Below are 18,394 nucleotides of genomic sequence, written 5' to 3'. Positions count from 1 at the left end.
ATTCAGCGGCCCGCTCGGGAACTCGTGCTCGTCGACGATTTCGCGCCGCTCCCCGGTCGTCCGTTCGCGGAACGCGGGACTCTCGAGGACCGGACCGACGAAATGGCGGCGGACATCGCGGGCAACGCGCCGCTGTCGCTCCGCGGAACGAAATCGATCACCGACGCATCCTCGAGAGAGGCCGCCTCTCCGAGGCCGAAACCGGGTGGATTCGACAGCTCCGGAATCGGGCGTACCGAAGCGAGGATCACGCCGAGGGCGTGGCGGCGTTCCACGAGTGGCGCACGCCCGAGTTCCGGGACCGCCAGGTCGCCGTTCGGTGTCCCGTGCCGGGTGCCGCGGCTGACTCGCGACCCGTTCGTCCGGAGTCTCCCGTTCGGAGCGTCTCACGAACGAGAGCGCGTTAATTACGGCCACTCAGAAAGCTATAAGTAACTGTTCGATGTCTGCGAAATTAGGGCGCAGTGCCGCCAATTTGCGTGAAATTGGCCGGGTGGTAGGAACACCCGACCTGCGTCCTCCACGGTCGAAGGACGATGTATATTCGAACACGTACCTACGAAACCGTTTCGGTAGTACCGATTAAACAAATGTCTCTCGCTTCCGCTATCGGAGAATCTGGCTGCGAAGTCGCTCGTCGCGCCGGTCGGCCCCTCGAGTCGCCACTCCCGCCATCGATCGGCCGCTCTCGCAGCGGCGCGGGCCGGACGGGTGGTCCCGAATGACTCCTCGCGATCACGACCGCACGCGGGTCCGCCTCGAGGAGGTCCGCGCGGACCTCGAAACGCTCGACGGCCACCTGGTCGGACCGCTGACCCTCGAACCGGCGATCGAGACACTCGAGACGACGATCGACGTGTACGACGGCCTCGAGACGGACGGCGACGATCGGCCGGTAGCGGCCAACGACTGACTCGAGCGCGGACTCGCACCTCCGTCCGTCGACGGACTGTCACTCCCGACGACGGCCTGTCTATCCGACGGGCGGGGGAGGTGTCGGCGTGCCCCCTGTCGAGAACCCTACCGTTACATCTAATGCGTATCGTAACGGAGTCTTTTGTAACGATGAAGACGGTCACCACTCGCATTCCGGAAGCCGACGAGGAGGCACTCGCTGATCTGGAAGAGGAGATGAGCGCCGACCGGTCAGAGGTGCTCCGTCGCCTCATTCGGCAGGGGCTCTCGGACTGGCGCAGGGAGCGAGCACTCGAGCAGTTCCGAGACCACGAGATCACGCTTCGGACGGCGGCTGACCGAGCGGACGTTTCGTACGTCGAAATGCTGACGCTCGCCGCGGAAGAGGGGATCGACGTGGGGTACACGACCGAGGACCTCGAACGCGACCTCGATCGCATCTGATGGTCGTCGTCGACTCCTCCGCGCTGATCCCGCTCGCGTGGGTCGGTCGACTCGACCTCGTCTCGGCTTCGTTCGACGATATTCGAACGACGGACGCGGTTCGGGAGGAAGTCCTCACCGAGGGGAAACGAGGGACGGCGGCGCTCGACACGTTTCTGGAAGACGTGGCGATTCACGAACCGCCGGCGGATGCCGACACCGTGGCGACCATGGAGGGGATCGCGGTGGCCGACGCGTCCGTCGTTCTACTGGCAGCGGCCGACGATGAGATCCTCCTCGCCAACGATAAGGGATTGATCGAGGTCGCCCGGAGTCACGGCCTCGAGTGCTGGTGGGTGACGACGCTGTTGCTTCGGTGTACGAAAGGCGGGGACGTGACCGCGGAGGAGGCGACCGACATCCTGTACGATCTCGTCGACGAGGGGATGAATCTCCACCCCAAAGTCTACACCCGGGTGCAGAAGAAACTCCGAGAGTTGGGGGCCTGAGCCGCTCGAGTCCCCGACCAACCCATCGACCGCCCCGTTTCGCAGCGGCGTGGGGCTGGAGGTCGATCGCGCATGACTCTCCGCGTCGCGACTCTCGAGATTCCTCGACGTCGCCTCCTGACCGACCAACGACTGCTAGTTACGAATCACTCGAGACGACGATCGACGTCGTCACTCGGTGGCCGACGCGCCGGCCTCTTCCGGTTCGGGTTCGGCCGCGGACCCACCGCCACCGCCGAACAGCCGGCCACCGGCAGTGAGGACGTAGAGGATGATCAGTCCGATCACGTAGGTGATCGAGATGGGGATAGCGAACACCAGCATCATGAGCACGCCCTTCGGGCTGAAGAGGGCCGAGAGGGTGAACGTGGCGACGACGAACGGCCGCCAGCGCTCGAGCATCGAGCGGTAGTTGACGATGCCGCCGACGTGGAACAGGGCCATCGTGACGATGATGTTCATGAGGAAGCCGATGCCGACGGTGGTGAGGATCACGAGCCAGAAGAAGCTCTTGATCCGGTAGGAGATGACCATCCCGTTGCGCAGCGCGTCCGAGACCAGATACGAGATGATCGACGGGGCAATCCAGAAGAATCCGAGGTAGGTTCCGACGGCGAAGCCGACCAGCAGACCGCCGCCCCAGAGGATGAACGTGCGGCGGTCGCCGTAGACCATTCCGCGCTCTTTGGCGGCCGGCCAGGCGTAGAACAACGTCAGCGGTAACACGGCGACGATCCCGGCGAGCGCGCTCACCTTCGCCTCGAAGATGAGGACTTCGACGGGGTGGAGGGCGACGACGATGTCCATCTCCGTGATGAGTTCCTGAAGGCTTAACGTACTCGGATCGACGCCCTCTCCGACGACTTCGTCGAGTACGTGCCGCGGAACTCGACTGAGGAAGAGCTGGAGAACTCTTCCGATCCCGTCCGAGTAGAGCCAGAAGAAAGTGCCGCCCATGACGACGATGAACAGTCCCACGATGCGGAACATCTTGGAGGTGAGGCTCCTGAAGATGAACGCGAGGTCGTAGGCGTAGCCGCCGATGTCGTCCTCGGTCGTCTCGTCCTCGGTAAAGGGATCGAGCATGCCGGCGGCGGTGTTCGCAAAGAGGCTCTCGTCTTCGCCGGCGTCGCCCGCTGCATCTCCCGTCGCGCCACCGGCGGCGCCCCCCGCGGCCGCGCCGTCTGCGCCTTCGTTCGCCCCCTCGAGCGAATCGAAGCGGTCGAGGATGGCCTGGGCCTTCTCCCGGTCGTCGTCGTACATCGCCTGCCGGGAGTACTCGAGCGCCTGCTCTTCGCTCATCGTGAGGAAGACCTGCGCGGACACGTCCTCGATGTCCTCGACGTCCAGGGCTTCGAAGTCGACGTCCTGGTGGGAGTCGGCCCGCCGGATGTCGTCGACTTTCGGATAGACCGGCAACTGGAGGACGCGAATCGTGTAGGCGAGCAACGCGACGACGGCGATGATGGCGGCGACGACGAGACCGACGGCGACCGCGCCGGCGAGGCCGTACTCGTTCGCCATGATCTCGAGTCCGGTCTTCCCGCTCGGGCGCACGAGTTCGGGCACGGCCGGATAGACGTTCTCGCGAATGTACTCGAACGCGCCTCGTTCGACCGCCGCGGCTGTTCCGGCCGTGATGAGTGCGAGCACGCCGCCGAACTGGAGGAGGCGTTTTTTGATGTGTCCCGTCCCCGTTCCCTCGGATTTCGCCGCGCCGCGCCGCCGGGTGTTGGTGACGACCTTCGACAGTCCCAGGCTGAAGACGTAGAGGACGACCATCGGCATCGCCCACATGACCTGCGTGAACGGGTCCGGAGGGGAGAACAGGGCCCCGAAAATCACGATCGCCACGACGGCGTGGCGCCACTTGTCGCGGAACGTCTCGTAGGGGATGATCTCGGTGTAGGAAAACGCGCCCATTATCAGCGGGAGTTGGGCGGCGAGGCCGAACGACAGCGTCAACAGCGCGATGAACTCGGTGAACTCGGTGATGCCGTAGCTTGGTTTGATGCCGGCCTTGACGGCGTTCCCGGCGAGGAAGTTGAACGAGAACGGGAAGAAGACGCTGTAGGCGTAGACGACGCCCAGCGTAAACAGCGACAGCGCCATCACGATGAAGCCGGCGATGGCGCCTTTCGAGATCGGCACCTCGCTTGTGTACCCGCGGCGGCGAAGCGCCTTCCGAGAGAAAAAGAGCAGCGCCGGGATCGCGACGATGAGGCCCGTGACCATGCCGATCTTGGCCTGCAGTAAGATCACTTCGAACGGCGTTCGGGTGATGATGTCGGTCGAACCGGCGACCGTCTCGTTCATTTGCTCCGTCGCAGTCGCCTCGAGGAAGTCCCAGACGACCATGCGGAGCGCGTAGAAGGAGCTGACGAAGCCGATGAGGAAGACGATAAACACCTTCTGGAGGTGCTGTTGGGCGCCCGAAAGGAGCGCGCCGATCGTTTCCCGACCGCTGTTGATTGCGCGGGCGGTGTCCTCGTCGACTGCAGAACTCATTGCGTTGAGGTAACTGACATCCAGTTATCAACCTTTCGTGTAGGTCCGGCGTTCAACGAACGGTTATACTGCCTTCTCGCTCTCGTCTGGTGTTCGTAAGAAAAAGGCCTATAACCGGTGGCCTATCACTATCCCGTAGATGTCGGACGAGCCGCCGGACGGCGAGGACACCCGTGACCTCAGAGACCGATGGGACGTCCGCGACGAGTCGACGGTCACTACGGACACCACGGACACTGCAGGTACTTCGGACCTCGGAGACCGATGGAGCGGCCCGGAGGAGCCGTCGGACGGCGAGGGCACTCGGGACCTCGGAGACCGATCGGCAGCCCCCGACGAGTCGACGGACGGCGAGAACGCGGGCGACCTCAGAGATCGATGGGGTGGCCCCGACGAGCCGACGGATACCGCGGGCACCTCGGACCTCGGAGATCGCTGGAGTGATCCCGGTGAGCGACCGGTGTCCGACGACGAATCGGACTTTCCGCGGTCGGACGAGGATACTGGGTCTTTTACCGGGCCGTCGGACTCCGACGACGCGTCCGATTCCGGCACCGACTCGTCGACGCCAGTCGACGACGGGCGCAGTCCGGAGGTCGAAACGCCGACCGGACCCGAGACGCCGACCGACGCGGACGGCGCCGCTGCGCCGAACCTCGAGACCGATGGTGAGGGTGTCGCCGGTGGCCATCACACGCCGGAGCCCGAACAGACCTACCCCGACCCCGACGAGGACGCCGGCGGCATCTCGGCGCCGCCGGACGATCACGAGATGCCGCTGGCCGATCACATCGAGGAGATGGTGCTGCGGCTGGCGGTCGTCTTGCTGTTCGGTGCCGGCGGGACGGCGATCGGGATACTCGGGGCGTCTCAGGCCATCGAATTCGTGTGGTTCAACGTCTTCCCCTACGCGAACGGCGAAGTCCCGCCGCCGCACGTCTACCACCCGCTCGAGTTGTGGCTCACCCGGATCAAGATCTCGTCACTGCTCGGGATCATGATCGCCCTGCCGGCGTTCATCTACGAGTGTTACCTGTTCATGCGCCCGGGGCTCTACCCCAACGAGCGGAAGTACTACCTCGCGGCGGTGCCGACGAGCGTCGTCCTGGCCGCAATCGGGATGCTGTTCTCGTACGTGCTCGTGTTGCCGATCCTCTTTCAGTACTTCACGTACTACGCCGAAGGGAGCGCCGAAATCGCGTACGCCCTCGGCGATACGTTCAACCTGATCATCACGCTGACCGGTTTCCTCGCGGTCGTCTTCCAGATTCCGCTGTTCATCATGCTGGCGATCATGATGGGCGTGACGACCCGCCGCTGGCTCGCGCAGAAGCGCCTCTACTTCTGGGCGGGCTTTGCCGGGATCGCCTTCATGTTCGCCTTCGATCCGACGGGAATGGCGCCCATCCTCGTCGCCGTCACGATGATCCTGCTGTTCGAGGGGACGTTGCTGATCCTGAAGTGGGTCGGACGAGAATAACTCAGGACCCGCTCGACGTTCGATTTCTCCGTCGACGTTCGAACTTCCTGCCGTCCGACACCGCGTCACATGGACTGTGCGCGCTCGGACGTCCGTTCGACGCCCCCGCAGTGGTTGCCAATTCGGCCGGAGCCGCGGCCCGCGACGAATCCGGCGTGCACTCGGCCGGTTGGGGCCGAGAACGCGCGTTCAGGGGCTGTCTTCCGGACCGATACGGACGCGACCGCCGAGCGCGCGTTTATCAGTTCGCGGAACGTATCGTCCCCTATGCCTGAAGAAGTGCTCTTCAAGTCCGAAAACGTGCACAGCAGGGGCGAAATCGCGTCGTTGCTCCGCCGAGTCGCGGACAACTTAGACGACGGCGAGGCGATCACGCTCAAAGCCGGCTCCGAATCGGTGACGCTCGAGCCACCGGCCCGACCGACGTTCGAGGTCAAAGCCGAGCGCGAAGGGCCGGCGGACGGACGCGGCGAACTCAGTATCGAGTTCGAACTCGAGTGGGACGAGGCCGATGGGGGAGACGGCGAGGGTGGCGGACGGCTCGAAATCGAGTGAGCGGGCCGCTCGATTCGGTTCGGAGCGGTTTTCGTGGCTCGTGTCAGCGATGGTCTCGCGTCCGTTCGTAGGCGTACTCGAGCGCGTCCTCGAGCGAGCCGGGGCCGTCGTAACTGGCAGAAAAGAGGTCCATGAACTGACGGGCGATCCGGGTACACCGTTCGAACGTCAGGACGGTTCTCACCCGCAGCGTCTCGGAGAGTTCGAGTCCGGGATAGCTCGTCGCCGAAAGCGAGTACCCCGGGTGGTCTTCGCCGTCGAGCGAGGCCGGGGCGACCTTCAACCTGAGGTCACCCGATTCGTGGAGAAACGTCCGATACTGGAGTTCCCGGTCCGTATCGGCAGGGGTGTACGTCCGACTCTCTTCTGGCTGCCACTCGAGCGGCACATCTCCATTCATCGATCAGTGGTATCGTCCCAGAGGCTACGTTCGTATCGAAATGTGCAATATTATCTGTCGATAATGCAAAAATTCTGCCTGTGGCGTATTCTACCCGTCAAACACGGTTATATTGTGGTCGAATGGTCGAATCTGGGGCCCGAATGCGGACGATCTGCGAACGAGCCCGAAACCGGTGGGTAGGCCCTGGACGTCGACCGGCCTCGGTGGCGATCAATCGTCGCTCGAGGACTCTGCGGGGGCGTCTTCGTCGGCGGTTTCGCCGTTCTCGGGGCTGACGCTTCCGGTCCGGTACCCGTGGAGATCGAGCGTGACGTGGTCGAACCCGAGCCGTGTGAGTTCGGTTCGGACCGTCTCTGCGAACTCGAGATCCAGCGCGCGCTCGAGTTCGTCCGGCGAGACCTCGATCCGGGCCAGTCCGTCGTGGTCGCGAACGCGGAACTGGTCGAATCCCCACTGACGGAGCCGCGCTTCGGCGCGTTCGATTCGGCCGAGTCGGTCTTCGGTGACCTCGAGGCCGGTCGGAATGCGCGATGACAGACAGGCCATCGAGGGTTTGCCGGCGACCGACAGGTCGTAGTACTCGGCGATTCGCCGGACCTCGTCTTTCGAGATGTCGTGGGCCAGAAGCGGCGAATAGACGTCGAGTTCCTCGACGGCTCGGAGGCCGGGTCGGTGACCGGCACCCGGATCGTCCGCGTTCGTCCCGTCACAGACCGTTTGAATGCCGAGGGTCTGGGCGGCTTCGAACATTTCGCCGAGTCGCATCGTCCGACAGTGATAGCACCGATCGTCGTCGTTTTCGACGAACGCGTCGCTCTCGAGTTCGGAGAACGAGACGATCTCGTGGCGGATCCCGATCTCGTCGGCGACGCGCCGGGCACCGTCGAGTTCGGCTTCGGGAAGCGTCTCGCTCTTTGCGGTGCAGGCGACGGCGTCCTCGCCGAGCGCATCGTAGGCGAGTGCGGCCACCACGCTCGAGTCGACCCCGCCCGAGAAGGCGATCACGACGCCGTCCCGCGCCTCGAGGTCGTCGCGTGCGGCCGCGAGTTTCGCCTCGACCGTTGTCATAGACCGGCGTTCGAGCCGGATAGACAAAAGGACGTTGTCGTCAGTCCGTCTGCACGGCGTCTCCCTCGCCGACCGTCGTCACGGGCGATTCGTCCCGTTCGACGCCCTTGACATCCTCCACACGACTGAAGATCGTGGGCTTTCTCCTCGGTATTCTGTAAACCTCGACTCCCCCGGATGTCCCGTCCGGTCCCGTGAGCGCCAGATCCAGGCGTTCTGGCTCGTCACCCACGTAGAGTACCCGGATCGGGTTCGACATGAGTCTCCATAGGGTGATTGAACGGCAAGAGTGTATTCGCCGTACTGTGCGCGGTGTTGGCAATCACCACCAACGACAGAATCGAACGTTCGGTTTCACCCGTTGCTTCTGCATTGATCGGCGCGCCGTGCCGTTAAGACGACCGCCGTGGGAGTATTCCGACTGAGTCAACTATGCCACTCTTCGATCGATTGCGCCGATTCCGCGACGTCACAGCAACGGAGGGCCACACCGAAGCCGCCGACGAGCACCCGCGCGTGCAACACGTCCTCGACGCCGCGATCCGCGGCACTCAGGCCGGCTTCGTCGCGACGCTGATCATGACCGCCTTTCGGCTTCCGATCCTGCGTTCGTTGCCACCGTCGGCCAACTTCTGGTCGCAGTACGTCGCCGACGAGGACCCCGGCGACCACCCGATCGCCGCGCTCGCGTTGCATCTCGTGTACGGGACCGGCTCCGGCCTCGCATTCGGCGTCCTGTTCTCGCTGTACGACGCCGGTCGGTCGATCGAACCCGAACAGCGTGGGCTCCTCTGGGGCTCGGTCTACGGCCTGGTCCTGTCGGCCGTCGGCGTCCAGTTCGTGTTACAGGACCTGCTCGACGTCCGTCTCGAGGCGGACGAACTCGCGCTCTTTCACGCCGGCCATCTCGTCTACGGCCTCTCCCTGGGCGCCTGGGTCGGCTCGCGAACGGAGGGCGTCGAGGACCCCGAACGGGACTACGAGTACCGGCACGGAAACTGACTTACGGTGACGCGAGTTCGGCGACGTCCTCCTCGAGTCGGTTCGCGTATTCGAGCCGGAGCTCCCTGGCGTCGGCCCGGGTCACGTACTGGCGTCCATCGATCCGGGTGGCGATCGGGTGGTAGCTGTCGACCGAGAACCCCATTCGTTCGAGGTAGCTCGCGACGGCCGCCGACTCGAGGCCGTCGTGAATCGCCCGTTCGACGAGGGCACGAACGGTTTCGAGGTCGGGGAGGGTGACCCCGTCGCGCGCGACGCGGCCGGGAGGGGCGGGGAGGCCGCCGTTCCCATGCCAGGTCCGATCGCGTCCGCCGGCGAGACCGGCGGATCCGCCGCTGTGCGTTCGGTCTCTCCGGTTTCCCACACCGCTCGATTCGTCGATCCGAACCGCGGCGTGCTGGAGCCGTTCCATCACCGCCTCGAGTTCCTCGACCAGCCGGAGGAGCTGGCTCGGGAGCGCGGTATCCGGCGAGCGCCACTCGACGGTCGGCGCACCCTCGCGCAGCCGAACGGGCGTCCAGACGACGTCGTCGGACGAGATGTGTTCCTCGAACGCCTCGGCGTCGACGCCCGCCTCCACGGCCGCCGTTTTGACCCTCTCGTAGCGGTACTCGAGCCGTCGGTCCCACTCGCCGACGGTGTCGACGTAGCGCCGACACCGGCCGTCCCCGAGAGACGGCTCGTCGCACGTCCGCCGCAGGCGGGAGGCCCGGGCTCCGTTGGCGACTCGTTCGCCCCGGACGTACGGCGACGAATTGACCAGGGCGAGTGCCGGATCGAGAGCGAGCAGGGTGTTGAGCTGGTCGATCGCGTTTCGCTCCTCGATGCGAACGTGCGTCCCGGCACAGTACGTCGCGTGATCGACGCTGGTCCCGGTCGCCTCCTTCAGAATGCGGCCTCGCTTGCGCGGGCGTTCGTCTATCGTGGCACCGTTGATCGGCGTGGCGAACGGGACGAGACGTTTGTCCCGTTTCGCCGCTCTCGAGAAGACGTCCTGGAGAGCAGCGACGAACGCTGCCCGAAGCTCCGGAATCGTCTCGCAGGTGGGTGTCGAAACTCGGACCAGTGAACGTGCGCGTCGTTCCCCGGGCCGCGTGGCGACGCCCGAGAGCGCCCCCGGGTCGGCGAAGCGTCCGTTGGTATCGACGATCCAGTAGTCGACTTCGATGCTCGTGTTCATGCTCGCGTTGACGTTCGTTCTGCCGGGTCCGCAGGCAGCCGTGAGGCAGTCGTCCGTCACCCGTTGGGCGATGGGCGTCTGGGCAGTGGCCGTCACTCGGTCGCCCCCGGGAGGCGGTGGTTCTCAGAAGAGTCCGATTCGGCTCGAGTCCCGCAGTCGTTTGAGTACGGTTGGGCGACTCGGCCGATATGACCGTCCCCTGCAGCCGCCAGCCGTACTTCGTCGAACGCGGCCGTCTCGGGTCGTGTCGCCGCCTTCCGTCGCCCACCCTCTTCGTGACCCGTCGTTTCGCCTCCAGAGAGGGAAACGGGGACCGCCGCCGGCCGTCGGTCGCCAGTTGTCGGTCGCCTGTCGTCGGAGTGGCGAGTCCTCGTCCGCCCGCTGCCGGAGCGACGACGGCCGTCGAGAGGAGCGTTCGACACCGCGGGCGGTCACGCGAAGACGTTTTGTGATGCCCGTGGAAGCCCGCCCATGACTACCACCCGCGAGTTCGCGAGGTTCGTTCAGGAGACCGGCTACGCCGACCTCTCTCCGGACGTTCGTGACGCCCTCAAGCGCCGGGTGCTCGACGCGGTCGGCATCGGCATCGCCGCGGCGGACGCTGGCCCGACCGAGATCGTCGCCACCACGGTGGCGGACGTAGAGAACGGTGGCCCGTGTGCCCTCTGGCGACGCGATCGAGGCGCATCGCCCGTTCAGGCGGCGATGCACAACACGGCGCTCGTTCGGTATCTCGATTACATGGACTCGTTTCTCGCTCCGGGCGAGACGCCCCACCCGAGCGACAACGTCGGCGCCGTCGTCGCCGCCGCGGAGTACGCCGATCGGTCGGGAGAGGAGCTGCTGGCCGCACTCGCCGTCGCCTACGAAATTCAGGCCGAACTGGCCTGGAACGCCCCCGTTCGAGACCGCGGGTTCGACCACGTCACCCACACCGTGATCTCGGCCGCCGCGGGCGCGTCGAAAGCCCTGGGTCTCGAGTTCGGAGCGACGCGCAACGCGATCGCCATCGCCGGAACCGCGCACAACGCCCTTCGAGTCACCCGCACCGGCGAGATCAACGAGTGGAAGGGAATCGCGTCGGCGAACGCGGCCCGTAACGCGGTCTACTCGGCGATGCTGGCCGAGAACGGAATGGCGGGACCGCGGAATCTCTTCGAGGGACGGAAGGGGTGGCAGGACGTTATCTCCGGCCCCTTCGAGGTCGACCTCTCGCCGGGCGAGCGCGTCCACGACGTGATGACCAAGCGGTACGTCGCCGAGACGTACGCCCAGTCCGCCGTCGAGGGAATCATCGAGGTCGCCGAGCGCGAGGACCTCGCTCCGGGCGAGGTCGCCGGCATCAAACTCCAGACGTTCGGCGGGGCGAAGCTCATCATCGGCGGCGGGGAGGGCAACCGCTACGAGGTTCGCAACCGGGCCCAGGCGGACCACTCGCTGCCCTACATGCTCGCCGCGGCGCTGATCGACCGCGACCTCTCGCTCGAGCAGTACGAACCCGACCGGATCCGTCGCGACGACGTCCAGGAACTGCTCCGGATCGTCGACGTGACCGAAAACCCCGACCTCACCGAGCGCTTCGAGGCGGGCGAGATGCCGGCCGTCGTCGACGTCACGATGGACGACGGCACGACCTACCGCGTCGAGAAGGACGCCTTCCGCGGCCATCCGTCCGCCCCCATCGGCTGGGGTGCCCTGGAGGACAAGTTCGACGCGGTCGCCGGCGACCACCTCCCCGCCGACGAGCGCGATACCATCGTCGAGACGATCAGATCGCTCGACGAGCGCGACGCGTCCGATCTGACGGCACTGCTCGCCTGACCGACCGCGAGCCGTCCGTTCGGCCCCTCGAGGCGCCCCGACGCCGATCGGCCGACGCGTGACAGCGTTTTAGTCCTGCTCGTGGAGGTGGCTCCTGCATGTCCGACGCCGAGAACACCGACCGTGCGTTCGACTTCCTACACGTTAACGAACGCGAGGGAAAGCCGCGATCGACCGGCATCACCGAAATACGCGGTCCGTACTACGATCCCATGGGGCCCCGCGAGCTCCGTGACATTCTCGAGACGATGGGCGCGTACGTCGATATTTACAAGTTCTCCGGCGGCTCGTTCGCGCTGATGCCCGAGGACGCCGTGACGGAACTGATCGACGTCTGCCACGAGTACGACGTGTCCGTCTCGACCGGTGGCTTCATCGAACACGTCCTCATCCGCGATCCCGATCACGTCGAGCGGTACGTCGAGGAGGCCGCCGATCTCGGCTTCGACATCGTCGAGGTCTCGAGCGGCTTCCTGGCGATCGACGTCGACGACGCGGTCGCGCTGACCGAACTCGTCCAGGAGACGGGGCTGAAGGCGAAACCGGAGATCAACGTCCAGTTCGGCGCCGGTGGCGCCTCGAGTGTCGAGGAACTCGAATCGGAGGCGGCGATCGATCCGACGAGCGCCATCGCGGAGGGCGAGCGCCACCTCGATGCCGGCGCGTACAAGGTGATGGTCGAGTCGGAGGGGATCACCGAACGGGTGCGCGAGTGGCGGACCGATGTCGCGTTCGAGATTGCCGAGGGCCTCGGCGTGGAGAACTGCGTCTTCGAGGCCGCCGATCCCGAGGTGTTCGAGTGGTACATCAAGCAGTTCGGCCCGAGGGTGAACCTCTTCGTCGACAACTCCCAGATCGTCGAACTCGAGTGCATGCGCTCGGGGCTCTGGGGGAAGAAGTCGACGTGGGGTCGGATCGCGAGCTACGATGGCGAGTGACGGGTTCGGCGGTCCCTCGCCCAGCAGACCCCGTTCGAGTCGCGACCGCCGTGACCAGGGGACGGATCGAACAGAAATCGAGGTAAGTGGGCTCTACTCCGGATTGAACCCGCCCACGAGGTACTCGAGTCCGAACAACACGAGGACGCCGAGTGTCGCCCACCCGGCCGTCAGCGCGATCGTCTCCGTCGTCCACGCGTGCGACGCTGCGATGTGGCCCAACGGTGCCGGGATCGAACCGGCGATGAGGCTCACGAGGAAGACGAGGGTCACTTCGCGATGGCGGGTCAGCGCCGCGCGCACGACGCGAGCGATCGTGACGAGCCCGACGACGCCCCCGGCGACGAACAGCACGACGGTCAGTCCCGGATCGACGAGGGTCGCGAGCGAGCCGTCGCCGAGCAGGCCGCCCAGTGCGCCGACGAACGCGGTCAGTTCGTTCGTGAGGAAGACGTACTGGCCGAGCAGGATCAGGATCAACGAGCCCGAGATCCCCGGCAGGATCATCGCACTGACGGCGATCGCACCGGCGAACGCGATGACGAGCGGCCCGCTCCCGGGGAGTTCGACGATCCCGGTCGCGACCAGGAGCGCGAGTCCGGCACCGGCGATCGCAGCGCTGACGTGAGCCACGGACGAGACTCGAAGGCTCCGGCCGAGGGTGATCGCCGACGCGGCGATCAACCCGGTGAAGAAGCCGAAGAGCGCGACCGGATGAGACGCTTCGAGCGAGGAAACCGCGTCGGCGACGAGGACCACCGCCGTGACCATCCCGACGCCGAGTGGAATCAGAAACTGCAGATCCATCTCGAGCAAGGTTTCCCGCGCACGTGTCCGGCGATCGGGATCGTAGCCCCGGAGAACGGTGACGGCCTTGTGGGGCGTGAGGGCCGTGACGGCGGCGATCAATCGCCCGTAGAAGCCGAGCAAGAGCGCAACCGTGCCGCCCGAGACCCCGGGGAGGGCGTCCGCCGTGCCCATACAGAGCCCGTACGCGTAGGCCCGGAGCAACTCGAGGCGATCCATGACGACGTCTGGACGCTCATACTCCATGTATCCACCCCCGATTCCGTCGGCTCGAATACTCGATTGCTCGCGTTCGCTGCCGCCGCCTCGAGCCCGACGGAACGGGCGGCCGTTTCGACTGCATGTTCGTTTGACTGACGCGCGTCCGTATAAAAGTGCAAGAACGGCCTCAGTGCGTGCTATCCGTTCGGTCCCCTGCGCTATCCGTTCGGCCGCCCCATCGTGTACAGGAACATCGGCGTCTGTCCCGCGGCTCGCGGGGCGAAGAAGTTCGAGACGACGTCGTCGTAGAACGTCAGCCCGGTCCCGCCGAGGTCGCGGTGGGCGTAGGTCCCCAGGTACAACCGGCCAGCCGTAAGCGCCGCCTCGAGCTGTGCGACCCGATATCCACGGTCACCCAGCGCGTCGACGACCTCCCCGACGTCGGTCAGAAAGTAGACGCAGACGGCGGCGTCGGCTCCCAGCCGCTGATCCAGCGCGAGGTGGCCCGCCTCGGCGCGAAAGTCGCCGGTCCGTAATCGCTCGAGGTCGCCCGCGCCCGGGTGATAGTGGTAACTCCCGGACTCGAGTCCCTCGACGCCGGTGACGAGCAGGTAGGGGTCGACGAACGACAGCGGCGGCTCGTCCGCGGACCCGCCGCGTTCGCCGTCGCGGCGAACGTCCATCGGAACGCCGCGGACGGCCCGATCGAGGACGGTCGAGAGCTTTCGGAAGCTGATCGGGTCGCGCTCGTACTCGCGACAGGAGCCGCGTCGTCGGATCGTCTCGTGTATCGGCCGGCGCGAAGCCGTCTCGTGATCGACGGGTTCGAGCGCGATCCGTTCGCCGTCGCCCGGTTCGCGGGTGCCGAGCGGCCCCCTCGGGGTCTCCGTGCGCCAGGCCTCGGCCGCGGACCCGGTCTCGAGTTCGCCCGCCGACCACGCCTCGCCGATCACGGGAAAGTCCTTCTCGTCGGGCGAGAGCGCCGCGGTGTCGGGATCGATCGGGTCGACGCCGGTGGACTCCACCTCGGGGGCGGCGTCGCCCGCGCCGATCGGGACGATTTCGAGCGGCGCTTCGCGCGCGGGGTCGACGCCGAGCAATTCGGCGACGGGACGGTCGGCGAAGCCGGTGACGACCTCGGCGCGGTACTCGAGCGCGTGGGCGACAGCCAGCAGATTCGCGAGCGTCGTTCCGGAGTCCCAGAAGGCGTGGCGGAAGGTCCGATTTCCGTACTTCCAGGCGTTTCGCCACCACGTCGAGGTCGCGACGAACGACAGCGGCGCGTCGGCGACGCCCCCGTGTTCGCTGGCGGTCGCGAGCACCCCGCGGTAGTCCCCGTCCCGGAGGACGTCGAGCGACAGCGTCCGCGGGTCGAAGTGGTAGACGCCGGCCTCGAGGTCGAGCGCCTCGCCTGCTGCCTCGCCGCTGCTCTCGAGGTCCCCGCAGACGACGTACAGGTCGACGTGGTAGAGCGCGCCGGTGGTCGCCGCCGCGCGGAACAGCAGAGAGCGACCGCGGCGGGTGAGCTCCGTGGTGATCCCCGCGGCGTCGTAGCAGAGCGTCGTGACGGGTCCGAGGTCCGGCGGGTCGTCTCGAGCCGAACCGCCGTCCGGCGTCGGCTCGGCGATGGCCGCGAGCGCGGGTTGCTGGGGCGGTCGGATCCGGTTCGCGAGCGGTCTCGCGGCCAAATTCGTGTACTCCTTGTACGGCGTCGGCTCGTTGTCGAAGTCCAGCCCGTGGCTCCCCTCGCGGACGCTTCTGGGCGAGTGTTTCGTTCGGTCGTGGTACTCGAGCGCCCCGATTGGCATGCCAGGTGCTACCACGGAAGAACGGAAAAACCGGGCGGGAACTTTTTCTCGCTCCGGTTTGTTACGCCGCTCGAGAACATGGACCTCGAGTCGATCCCGGGCGTCGGCGAGAAGACCGCCCGCGCGCTGGCGGAACTCGACGACGCCGAGCGTGCGCTCCGGACCGGAGACGTGGCGGCGATCGCGACCGCGCCGGGGATCACCCAGGGGCGGGCCGCCCGCATCGCGCGCGGGGCAATCCGGCTCGAACACGACGATCCGGGCACCTTTCTCGCGACCGACCGCGCCAGCGAGGTCTACCGCAAACTCCTCGGCCTGCTCAAGGCGCGAACCGTCACCGAGTACGCCGCCCAGCGCCTCGAGACGATCTATCCGAGTTCGCGGCGCTCGCGCATCGCGGAGGTACAGGAGTTCGCGACCGAGGCGCTCGAGCGCGAGCCCGACCCCGCGGTCCTCGAGGCGCTCGAGGGGGTCGAACCGCTCCGAGAAGCCGGCGACGTGCGGGTTCGAGAACGCTGTCTGGCGACGACCGACGCGGAGCGCTACAGCGACGCGCGCGAAGCGATCCCGGAACTCTCAGTCGAGGTTGTCGAGGACGCACAGGGGCTGGCCGAACTCGCGCGGGGCTACGCGACCGTGATCGCTCTCGACGAGTCCTTCGCGGGCGTCGCGCTCGAGGGCGACGTGCAGATCCGTCCCGACGCGCTCGAGAACCCCGCCGAAATCGTCCCGGAGCGGCCCCTCTCCTTTTTCGCGCGCAATCGAAATCGGTTGCAGGCGGCCATCGACGTCCACCGGACGGCCGGGCTCGAGCCACCGTGCGATCTCGAGGCGCTCGAAGACGGCCTGTCGCGGCTCGAGGAGGACGGCACGGTCGCGGGAGACGCAGAACTCGATCGCCTGACGACGGCGGTCGACGACCTCGACGCGGCGGCGAGTGCGGCCGAGAGCGTGGCGAACGATCGCCTGCGGGAGGCGATCCGCGAGCAAGACGTGACGATCGAAGGGTCGGACCTGCTCTCGCTGGTCGAACGCGGCGCCGGCGTCGATTCGTTGCTCTCCCGAGAGCTCGCGGACGACTACGCGGCGGCCGTCGAGGCGGCCCGCGACCACCTGGTCGACGCGCTCGGTCTCGATCAGGGCGAGGCGGAGATCGCTCGCCGTGCGTTCGGCGACGAGCCGACGTTCCCGGTCGAGCGCGACGAGGACGCCGTGGGTCGACTCCGCGAGGAGTTGACGACGGCCAGGGAGCGCCGCGCCGGACGGTTGAAGCGCGACCTCGCGGCCGATCTCGCCGACCAGCGCGAGGGCGCTCGCGACCTCGTCCGCGAGGCGCTCGAGTTGGACGTCGAACTCGCCATCGCGCGGTTCGGCCGGGACTTCGAGTGTACGATGCCGGAGTTTGTGGACAGCGAGGCGCCACGCGCCTCGGAAGCGAGCGGTGAAACCGCGAGCAAACGCGACAGCGAGGCGCCACGCGCCTCGGAAGCGAGTCGCGCGGAACGGAGTTCCGCGGACAGTCGAGCGGCGGAGTCGTCCGAGACGGCGAAGCCGTCTCGTGATGATGGAAGCCGCAAAGCGGCTTCCGAACCACCGCGAGACGACGGTGAAACCGCGAGCAAACGCGACGGCGGCGGTGGATTCGCGATCGAAGGCGGCCGCTCACCGTTGCTCGAGGAGCCCTTCGAGTCGATCGACCCCGTCGACTACGCCGTCTCGGGGGTGGCCCTGCTCTCTGGGGTCAACAGCGGCGGGAAGACCTCCACGCTGGACCTGGTCGCGAGCACCGTCGTCCTGGCCCACATGGGGTTGCCCGTTCCCGCCGATAGCGTGCGTTTGCGGCGGTTCGACGCGCTGCACTATCACGCGAAGACCCAGGGGACGCTCGACGCGGGCGCGTTCGAGTCGACCGTCCGCGAATTCGCCGCGCTCGCGGAGGGCGGAGCGGGGTCGCTGGTGCTCGTCGACGAACTCGAGAGCATCACCGAGCCCGGAGCGTCGGCGAAGATCATCGCCGGCATTCTGGAGGCGCTGTCCGAGAACGGCGCGACGGCGGTGTTCGTTTCCCACCTGGCCGACGAGATCCGGGAGATGGCCGATTTCGACGTCACGGTCGACGGGATCGAAGCCGTCGGACTCGTCGACGGCGACCTCGAGGTCAATCGGTCGCCGGTCAAAGATCATCTGGCGCGGTCGACGCCGGAACTGATCGTCGAGAAGCTGGCCACCGAATCGCGAGCGACCCCGGAACCGAACGGCGGAGCCGCGTCGGCGACCGACGACGCGGCCGAACCGCTCTTCTACGATCGGCTGCTCGAGAAGTTCGAGTAGCGATTTCGTCCAGGGGGCACGGACGTCCCCTCGATCGGACCCCGTTTCGGTCGACGTGACCGCACTCTGGGTTCACCGTTGCGTGGGACCGCACTCCGGGACCACCCTTACGGAAGTGCGAAGCGGGCGCCTCGCCCGTCAGGACGAGCGGATGTCACCCCGGGCCTGGCCCCGTGAGCGGGTGGGAACTGGTCTCGAGCACGTCGAGCGCCCGATCGAAGGCGGCCGAGACGTCCGCGAACTCGCCCTCGTGCGTCCACTCGCCGTCGGGCGTGGCGGTATAGACGTCGAATCCCCCGCCGCGGTACTCGTGGGACTCGACGTACAGTTCCGCTTCGACCGTTCCGTCGTCGACGAGGAGCCAGACGCCGAGTTCCTTCCCGCCCTCCAGGTCGCGTCGCCGTTCCCAGTGCATGACTCGAGCTACTCCTCCCGGTGACCTATA

The 18,394-nt window shown here is 66.6% G+C and carries 17 protein-coding genes; 9 read left to right on the top strand and 8 right to left on the bottom strand.

Annotated features, from left to right (window positions below; all coding sequences use genetic code 11):
* Positions 1-721: 721 nt before the first annotated feature.
* From NJT13_RS10865 to NJT13_RS10855, 3 genes are all read left to right on the top strand, one after another.
* The gene (locus NJT13_RS10865; RefSeq protein ID WP_254521588.1) at positions 722-913 is read left to right on the top strand and encodes a hypothetical protein; all 192 of its coding nucleotides are present in this window, start codon (positions 722-724) and stop codon (positions 911-913) included.
* A gap of 152 nt (positions 914-1,065) precedes the next feature.
* Complete coding sequence (locus NJT13_RS10860) at positions 1,066-1,359, top strand: UPF0175 family protein (protein ID WP_254521587.1); 294 nt, start codon at positions 1,066-1,068, stop codon at positions 1,357-1,359.
* Positions 1,359-1,847 carry a PIN domain-containing protein gene (locus NJT13_RS10855; RefSeq protein ID WP_254521586.1) on the top strand — a complete coding sequence of 163 codons (489 nt, stop codon included), beginning with the start codon at positions 1,359-1,361 and terminating at the stop codon, positions 1,845-1,847. The genes NJT13_RS10860 and NJT13_RS10855 overlap by 1 nt, the downstream gene beginning before the upstream one ends.
* A gap of 171 nt (positions 1,848-2,018) precedes the next feature.
* Here NJT13_RS10855 and NJT13_RS10850 read toward each other — a convergent pair whose 3' ends face one another.
* Positions 2,019-4,355 (bottom strand): twin-arginine translocase subunit TatC, encoded by a 2,337-nt coding sequence (locus tag NJT13_RS10850; RefSeq protein ID WP_254521585.1) that lies wholly within the window; start codon positions 4,353-4,355, stop codon positions 2,019-2,021.
* 460 nt (positions 4,356-4,815) lie between these two features.
* Here NJT13_RS10850 and tatC point away from each other — a divergent pair, with 460 nt between their 5' ends.
* Both tatC and NJT13_RS10840 read left to right on the top strand, forming a co-directional pair.
* A complete protein-coding gene (tatC, locus tag NJT13_RS10845; RefSeq protein WP_254525446.1) occupies positions 4,816-5,835 on the top strand; it encodes a twin-arginine translocase subunit TatC in 1,020 nt (339 codons plus the stop codon).
* A 267-nt stretch (positions 5,836-6,102) separates the two neighbouring features.
* Positions 6,103-6,390, top strand: a complete 288-nt coding sequence (locus tag NJT13_RS10840; RefSeq protein WP_254521584.1) for an amphi-Trp domain-containing protein — start codon at positions 6,103-6,105, stop codon at positions 6,388-6,390.
* A gap of 43 nt (positions 6,391-6,433) precedes the next feature.
* Here NJT13_RS10840 and NJT13_RS10835 read toward each other — a convergent pair whose 3' ends face one another.
* The 3 genes from NJT13_RS10835 to NJT13_RS10825 form a co-directional block, all read right to left on the bottom strand.
* The gene (locus tag NJT13_RS10835) at positions 6,434-6,790 is read right to left on the bottom strand and encodes a hypothetical protein (protein ID WP_254521583.1); all 357 of its coding nucleotides are present in this window, start codon (positions 6,788-6,790) and stop codon (positions 6,434-6,436) included.
* A 213-nt stretch (positions 6,791-7,003) separates the two neighbouring features.
* A complete protein-coding gene (larE, locus tag NJT13_RS10830) occupies positions 7,004-7,861 on the bottom strand; it encodes an ATP-dependent sacrificial sulfur transferase LarE (RefSeq protein WP_254521582.1) in 858 nt (285 codons plus the stop codon).
* Positions 7,862-7,901: 40 nt separating this feature from the next.
* Positions 7,902-8,120 (bottom strand): hypothetical protein, encoded by a 219-nt coding sequence (locus tag NJT13_RS10825; protein ID WP_254521581.1) that lies wholly within the window; start codon positions 8,118-8,120, stop codon positions 7,902-7,904.
* Between the two features lie 173 nt (positions 8,121-8,293).
* On the opposite strand from NJT13_RS10825, the gene NJT13_RS10820 reads away from it, so the two are divergent.
* Complete coding sequence (locus tag NJT13_RS10820; protein ID WP_254521580.1) at positions 8,294-8,863, top strand: hypothetical protein; 570 nt, start codon at positions 8,294-8,296, stop codon at positions 8,861-8,863.
* Between the two features lies 1 nt (position 8,864).
* Here the strand turns inward: NJT13_RS10820 and NJT13_RS10815 are convergent, their stop codons facing one another.
* Positions 8,865-10,139, bottom strand: coding sequence for a glutamate-cysteine ligase family protein (locus tag NJT13_RS10815; RefSeq protein ID WP_340681165.1), 1,275 nt, complete (start codon positions 10,137-10,139; stop codon positions 8,865-8,867).
* A gap of 375 nt (positions 10,140-10,514) precedes the next feature.
* Between NJT13_RS10815 and NJT13_RS10810 the strand changes: the two genes are divergently transcribed.
* Entirely contained in the window at positions 10,515-11,864 is a 1,350-nt protein-coding gene (locus NJT13_RS10810) for an MmgE/PrpD family protein (protein WP_254521579.1), read from the top strand.
* A 98-nt stretch (positions 11,865-11,962) separates the two neighbouring features.
* Positions 11,963-12,802, top strand: coding sequence for a phosphosulfolactate synthase (locus tag NJT13_RS10805; protein WP_254521578.1), 840 nt, complete (start codon positions 11,963-11,965; stop codon positions 12,800-12,802).
* A 93-nt stretch (positions 12,803-12,895) separates the two neighbouring features.
* On the opposite strand, the gene NJT13_RS10800 is transcribed toward NJT13_RS10805, so the two are convergent.
* Both NJT13_RS10800 and NJT13_RS10795 read right to left on the bottom strand, forming a co-directional pair.
* Complete coding sequence (locus NJT13_RS10800) at positions 12,896-13,855, bottom strand: DUF368 domain-containing protein (protein WP_254521577.1); 960 nt, start codon at positions 13,853-13,855, stop codon at positions 12,896-12,898.
* Positions 13,856-14,028: 173 nt separating this feature from the next.
* The gene (locus NJT13_RS10795; RefSeq protein ID WP_254521576.1) at positions 14,029-15,618 is read right to left on the bottom strand and encodes a SagB/ThcOx family dehydrogenase; all 1,590 of its coding nucleotides are present in this window, start codon (positions 15,616-15,618) and stop codon (positions 14,029-14,031) included.
* A gap of 78 nt (positions 15,619-15,696) precedes the next feature.
* Here NJT13_RS10795 and NJT13_RS10790 point away from each other — a divergent pair, with 78 nt between their 5' ends.
* Positions 15,697-17,949 carry a MutS-related protein gene (locus NJT13_RS10790; protein WP_254521575.1) on the top strand — a complete coding sequence of 751 codons (2,253 nt, stop codon included), beginning with the start codon at positions 15,697-15,699 and terminating at the stop codon, positions 17,947-17,949.
* 154 nt (positions 17,950-18,103) lie between these two features.
* Here NJT13_RS10790 and NJT13_RS10785 read toward each other — a convergent pair whose 3' ends face one another.
* Positions 18,104-18,364 carry a hypothetical protein gene (locus tag NJT13_RS10785; RefSeq protein WP_254521574.1) on the bottom strand — a complete coding sequence of 87 codons (261 nt, stop codon included), beginning with the start codon at positions 18,362-18,364 and terminating at the stop codon, positions 18,104-18,106.
* Positions 18,365-18,394 lie beyond the last annotated feature (30 nt).

It is taken from the genome of Natrinema caseinilyticum (assembly GCF_024227435.1).
GTDB lineage: Archaea > Halobacteriota > Halobacteria > Halobacteriales > Natrialbaceae > Natrinema > Natrinema caseinilyticum.
Note: the sequence above shows the minus strand (reverse complement) of the source record. Positions and strands in the feature narration are given on the sequence as shown.

Excerpts from the sequence above, each read along its gene's own strand:
- NJT13_RS10865 (WP_254521588.1), top strand. The coding sequence starts at position 722 with ATGACTCCTCGCGATCACGACCGCACGCGGGTCCGCCTCGAGGAGGTC.
- NJT13_RS10860 (WP_254521587.1), top strand. The coding sequence starts at position 1,066 with ATGAAGACGGTCACCACTCGCATTCCGGAAGCCGACGAGGAGGCACTC.
- NJT13_RS10855 (WP_254521586.1), top strand. The coding sequence starts at position 1,359 with ATGGTCGTCGTCGACTCCTCCGCGCTGATCCCGCTCGCGTGGGTCGGT.
- NJT13_RS10850 (WP_254521585.1), bottom strand. The coding sequence starts at position 4,355 with ATGAGTTCTGCAGTCGACGAGGACACCGCCCGCGCAATCAACAGCGGT.
- NJT13_RS10840 (WP_254521584.1), top strand. The coding sequence starts at position 6,103 with ATGCCTGAAGAAGTGCTCTTCAAGTCCGAAAACGTGCACAGCAGGGGC.
- NJT13_RS10835 (WP_254521583.1), bottom strand. The coding sequence starts at position 6,790 with ATGAATGGAGATGTGCCGCTCGAGTGGCAGCCAGAAGAGAGTCGGACG.
- larE (WP_254521582.1), bottom strand. The coding sequence starts at position 7,861 with ATGACAACGGTCGAGGCGAAACTCGCGGCCGCACGCGACGACCTCGAG.
- NJT13_RS10825 (WP_254521581.1), bottom strand. The coding sequence starts at position 8,120 with ATGTCGAACCCGATCCGGGTACTCTACGTGGGTGACGAGCCAGAACGC.
- NJT13_RS10820 (WP_254521580.1), top strand. The coding sequence starts at position 8,294 with ATGCCACTCTTCGATCGATTGCGCCGATTCCGCGACGTCACAGCAACG.
- NJT13_RS10810 (WP_254521579.1), top strand. The coding sequence starts at position 10,515 with ATGACTACCACCCGCGAGTTCGCGAGGTTCGTTCAGGAGACCGGCTAC.
- NJT13_RS10805 (WP_254521578.1), top strand. The coding sequence starts at position 11,963 with ATGTCCGACGCCGAGAACACCGACCGTGCGTTCGACTTCCTACACGTT.
- NJT13_RS10800 (WP_254521577.1), bottom strand. The coding sequence starts at position 13,855 with ATGGAGTATGAGCGTCCAGACGTCGTCATGGATCGCCTCGAGTTGCTC.
- NJT13_RS10795 (WP_254521576.1), bottom strand. The coding sequence starts at position 15,618 with ATGCCAATCGGGGCGCTCGAGTACCACGACCGAACGAAACACTCGCCC.
- NJT13_RS10790 (WP_254521575.1), top strand. The coding sequence starts at position 15,697 with ATGGACCTCGAGTCGATCCCGGGCGTCGGCGAGAAGACCGCCCGCGCG.
- NJT13_RS10785 (WP_254521574.1), bottom strand. The coding sequence starts at position 18,364 with ATGCACTGGGAACGGCGACGCGACCTGGAGGGCGGGAAGGAACTCGGC.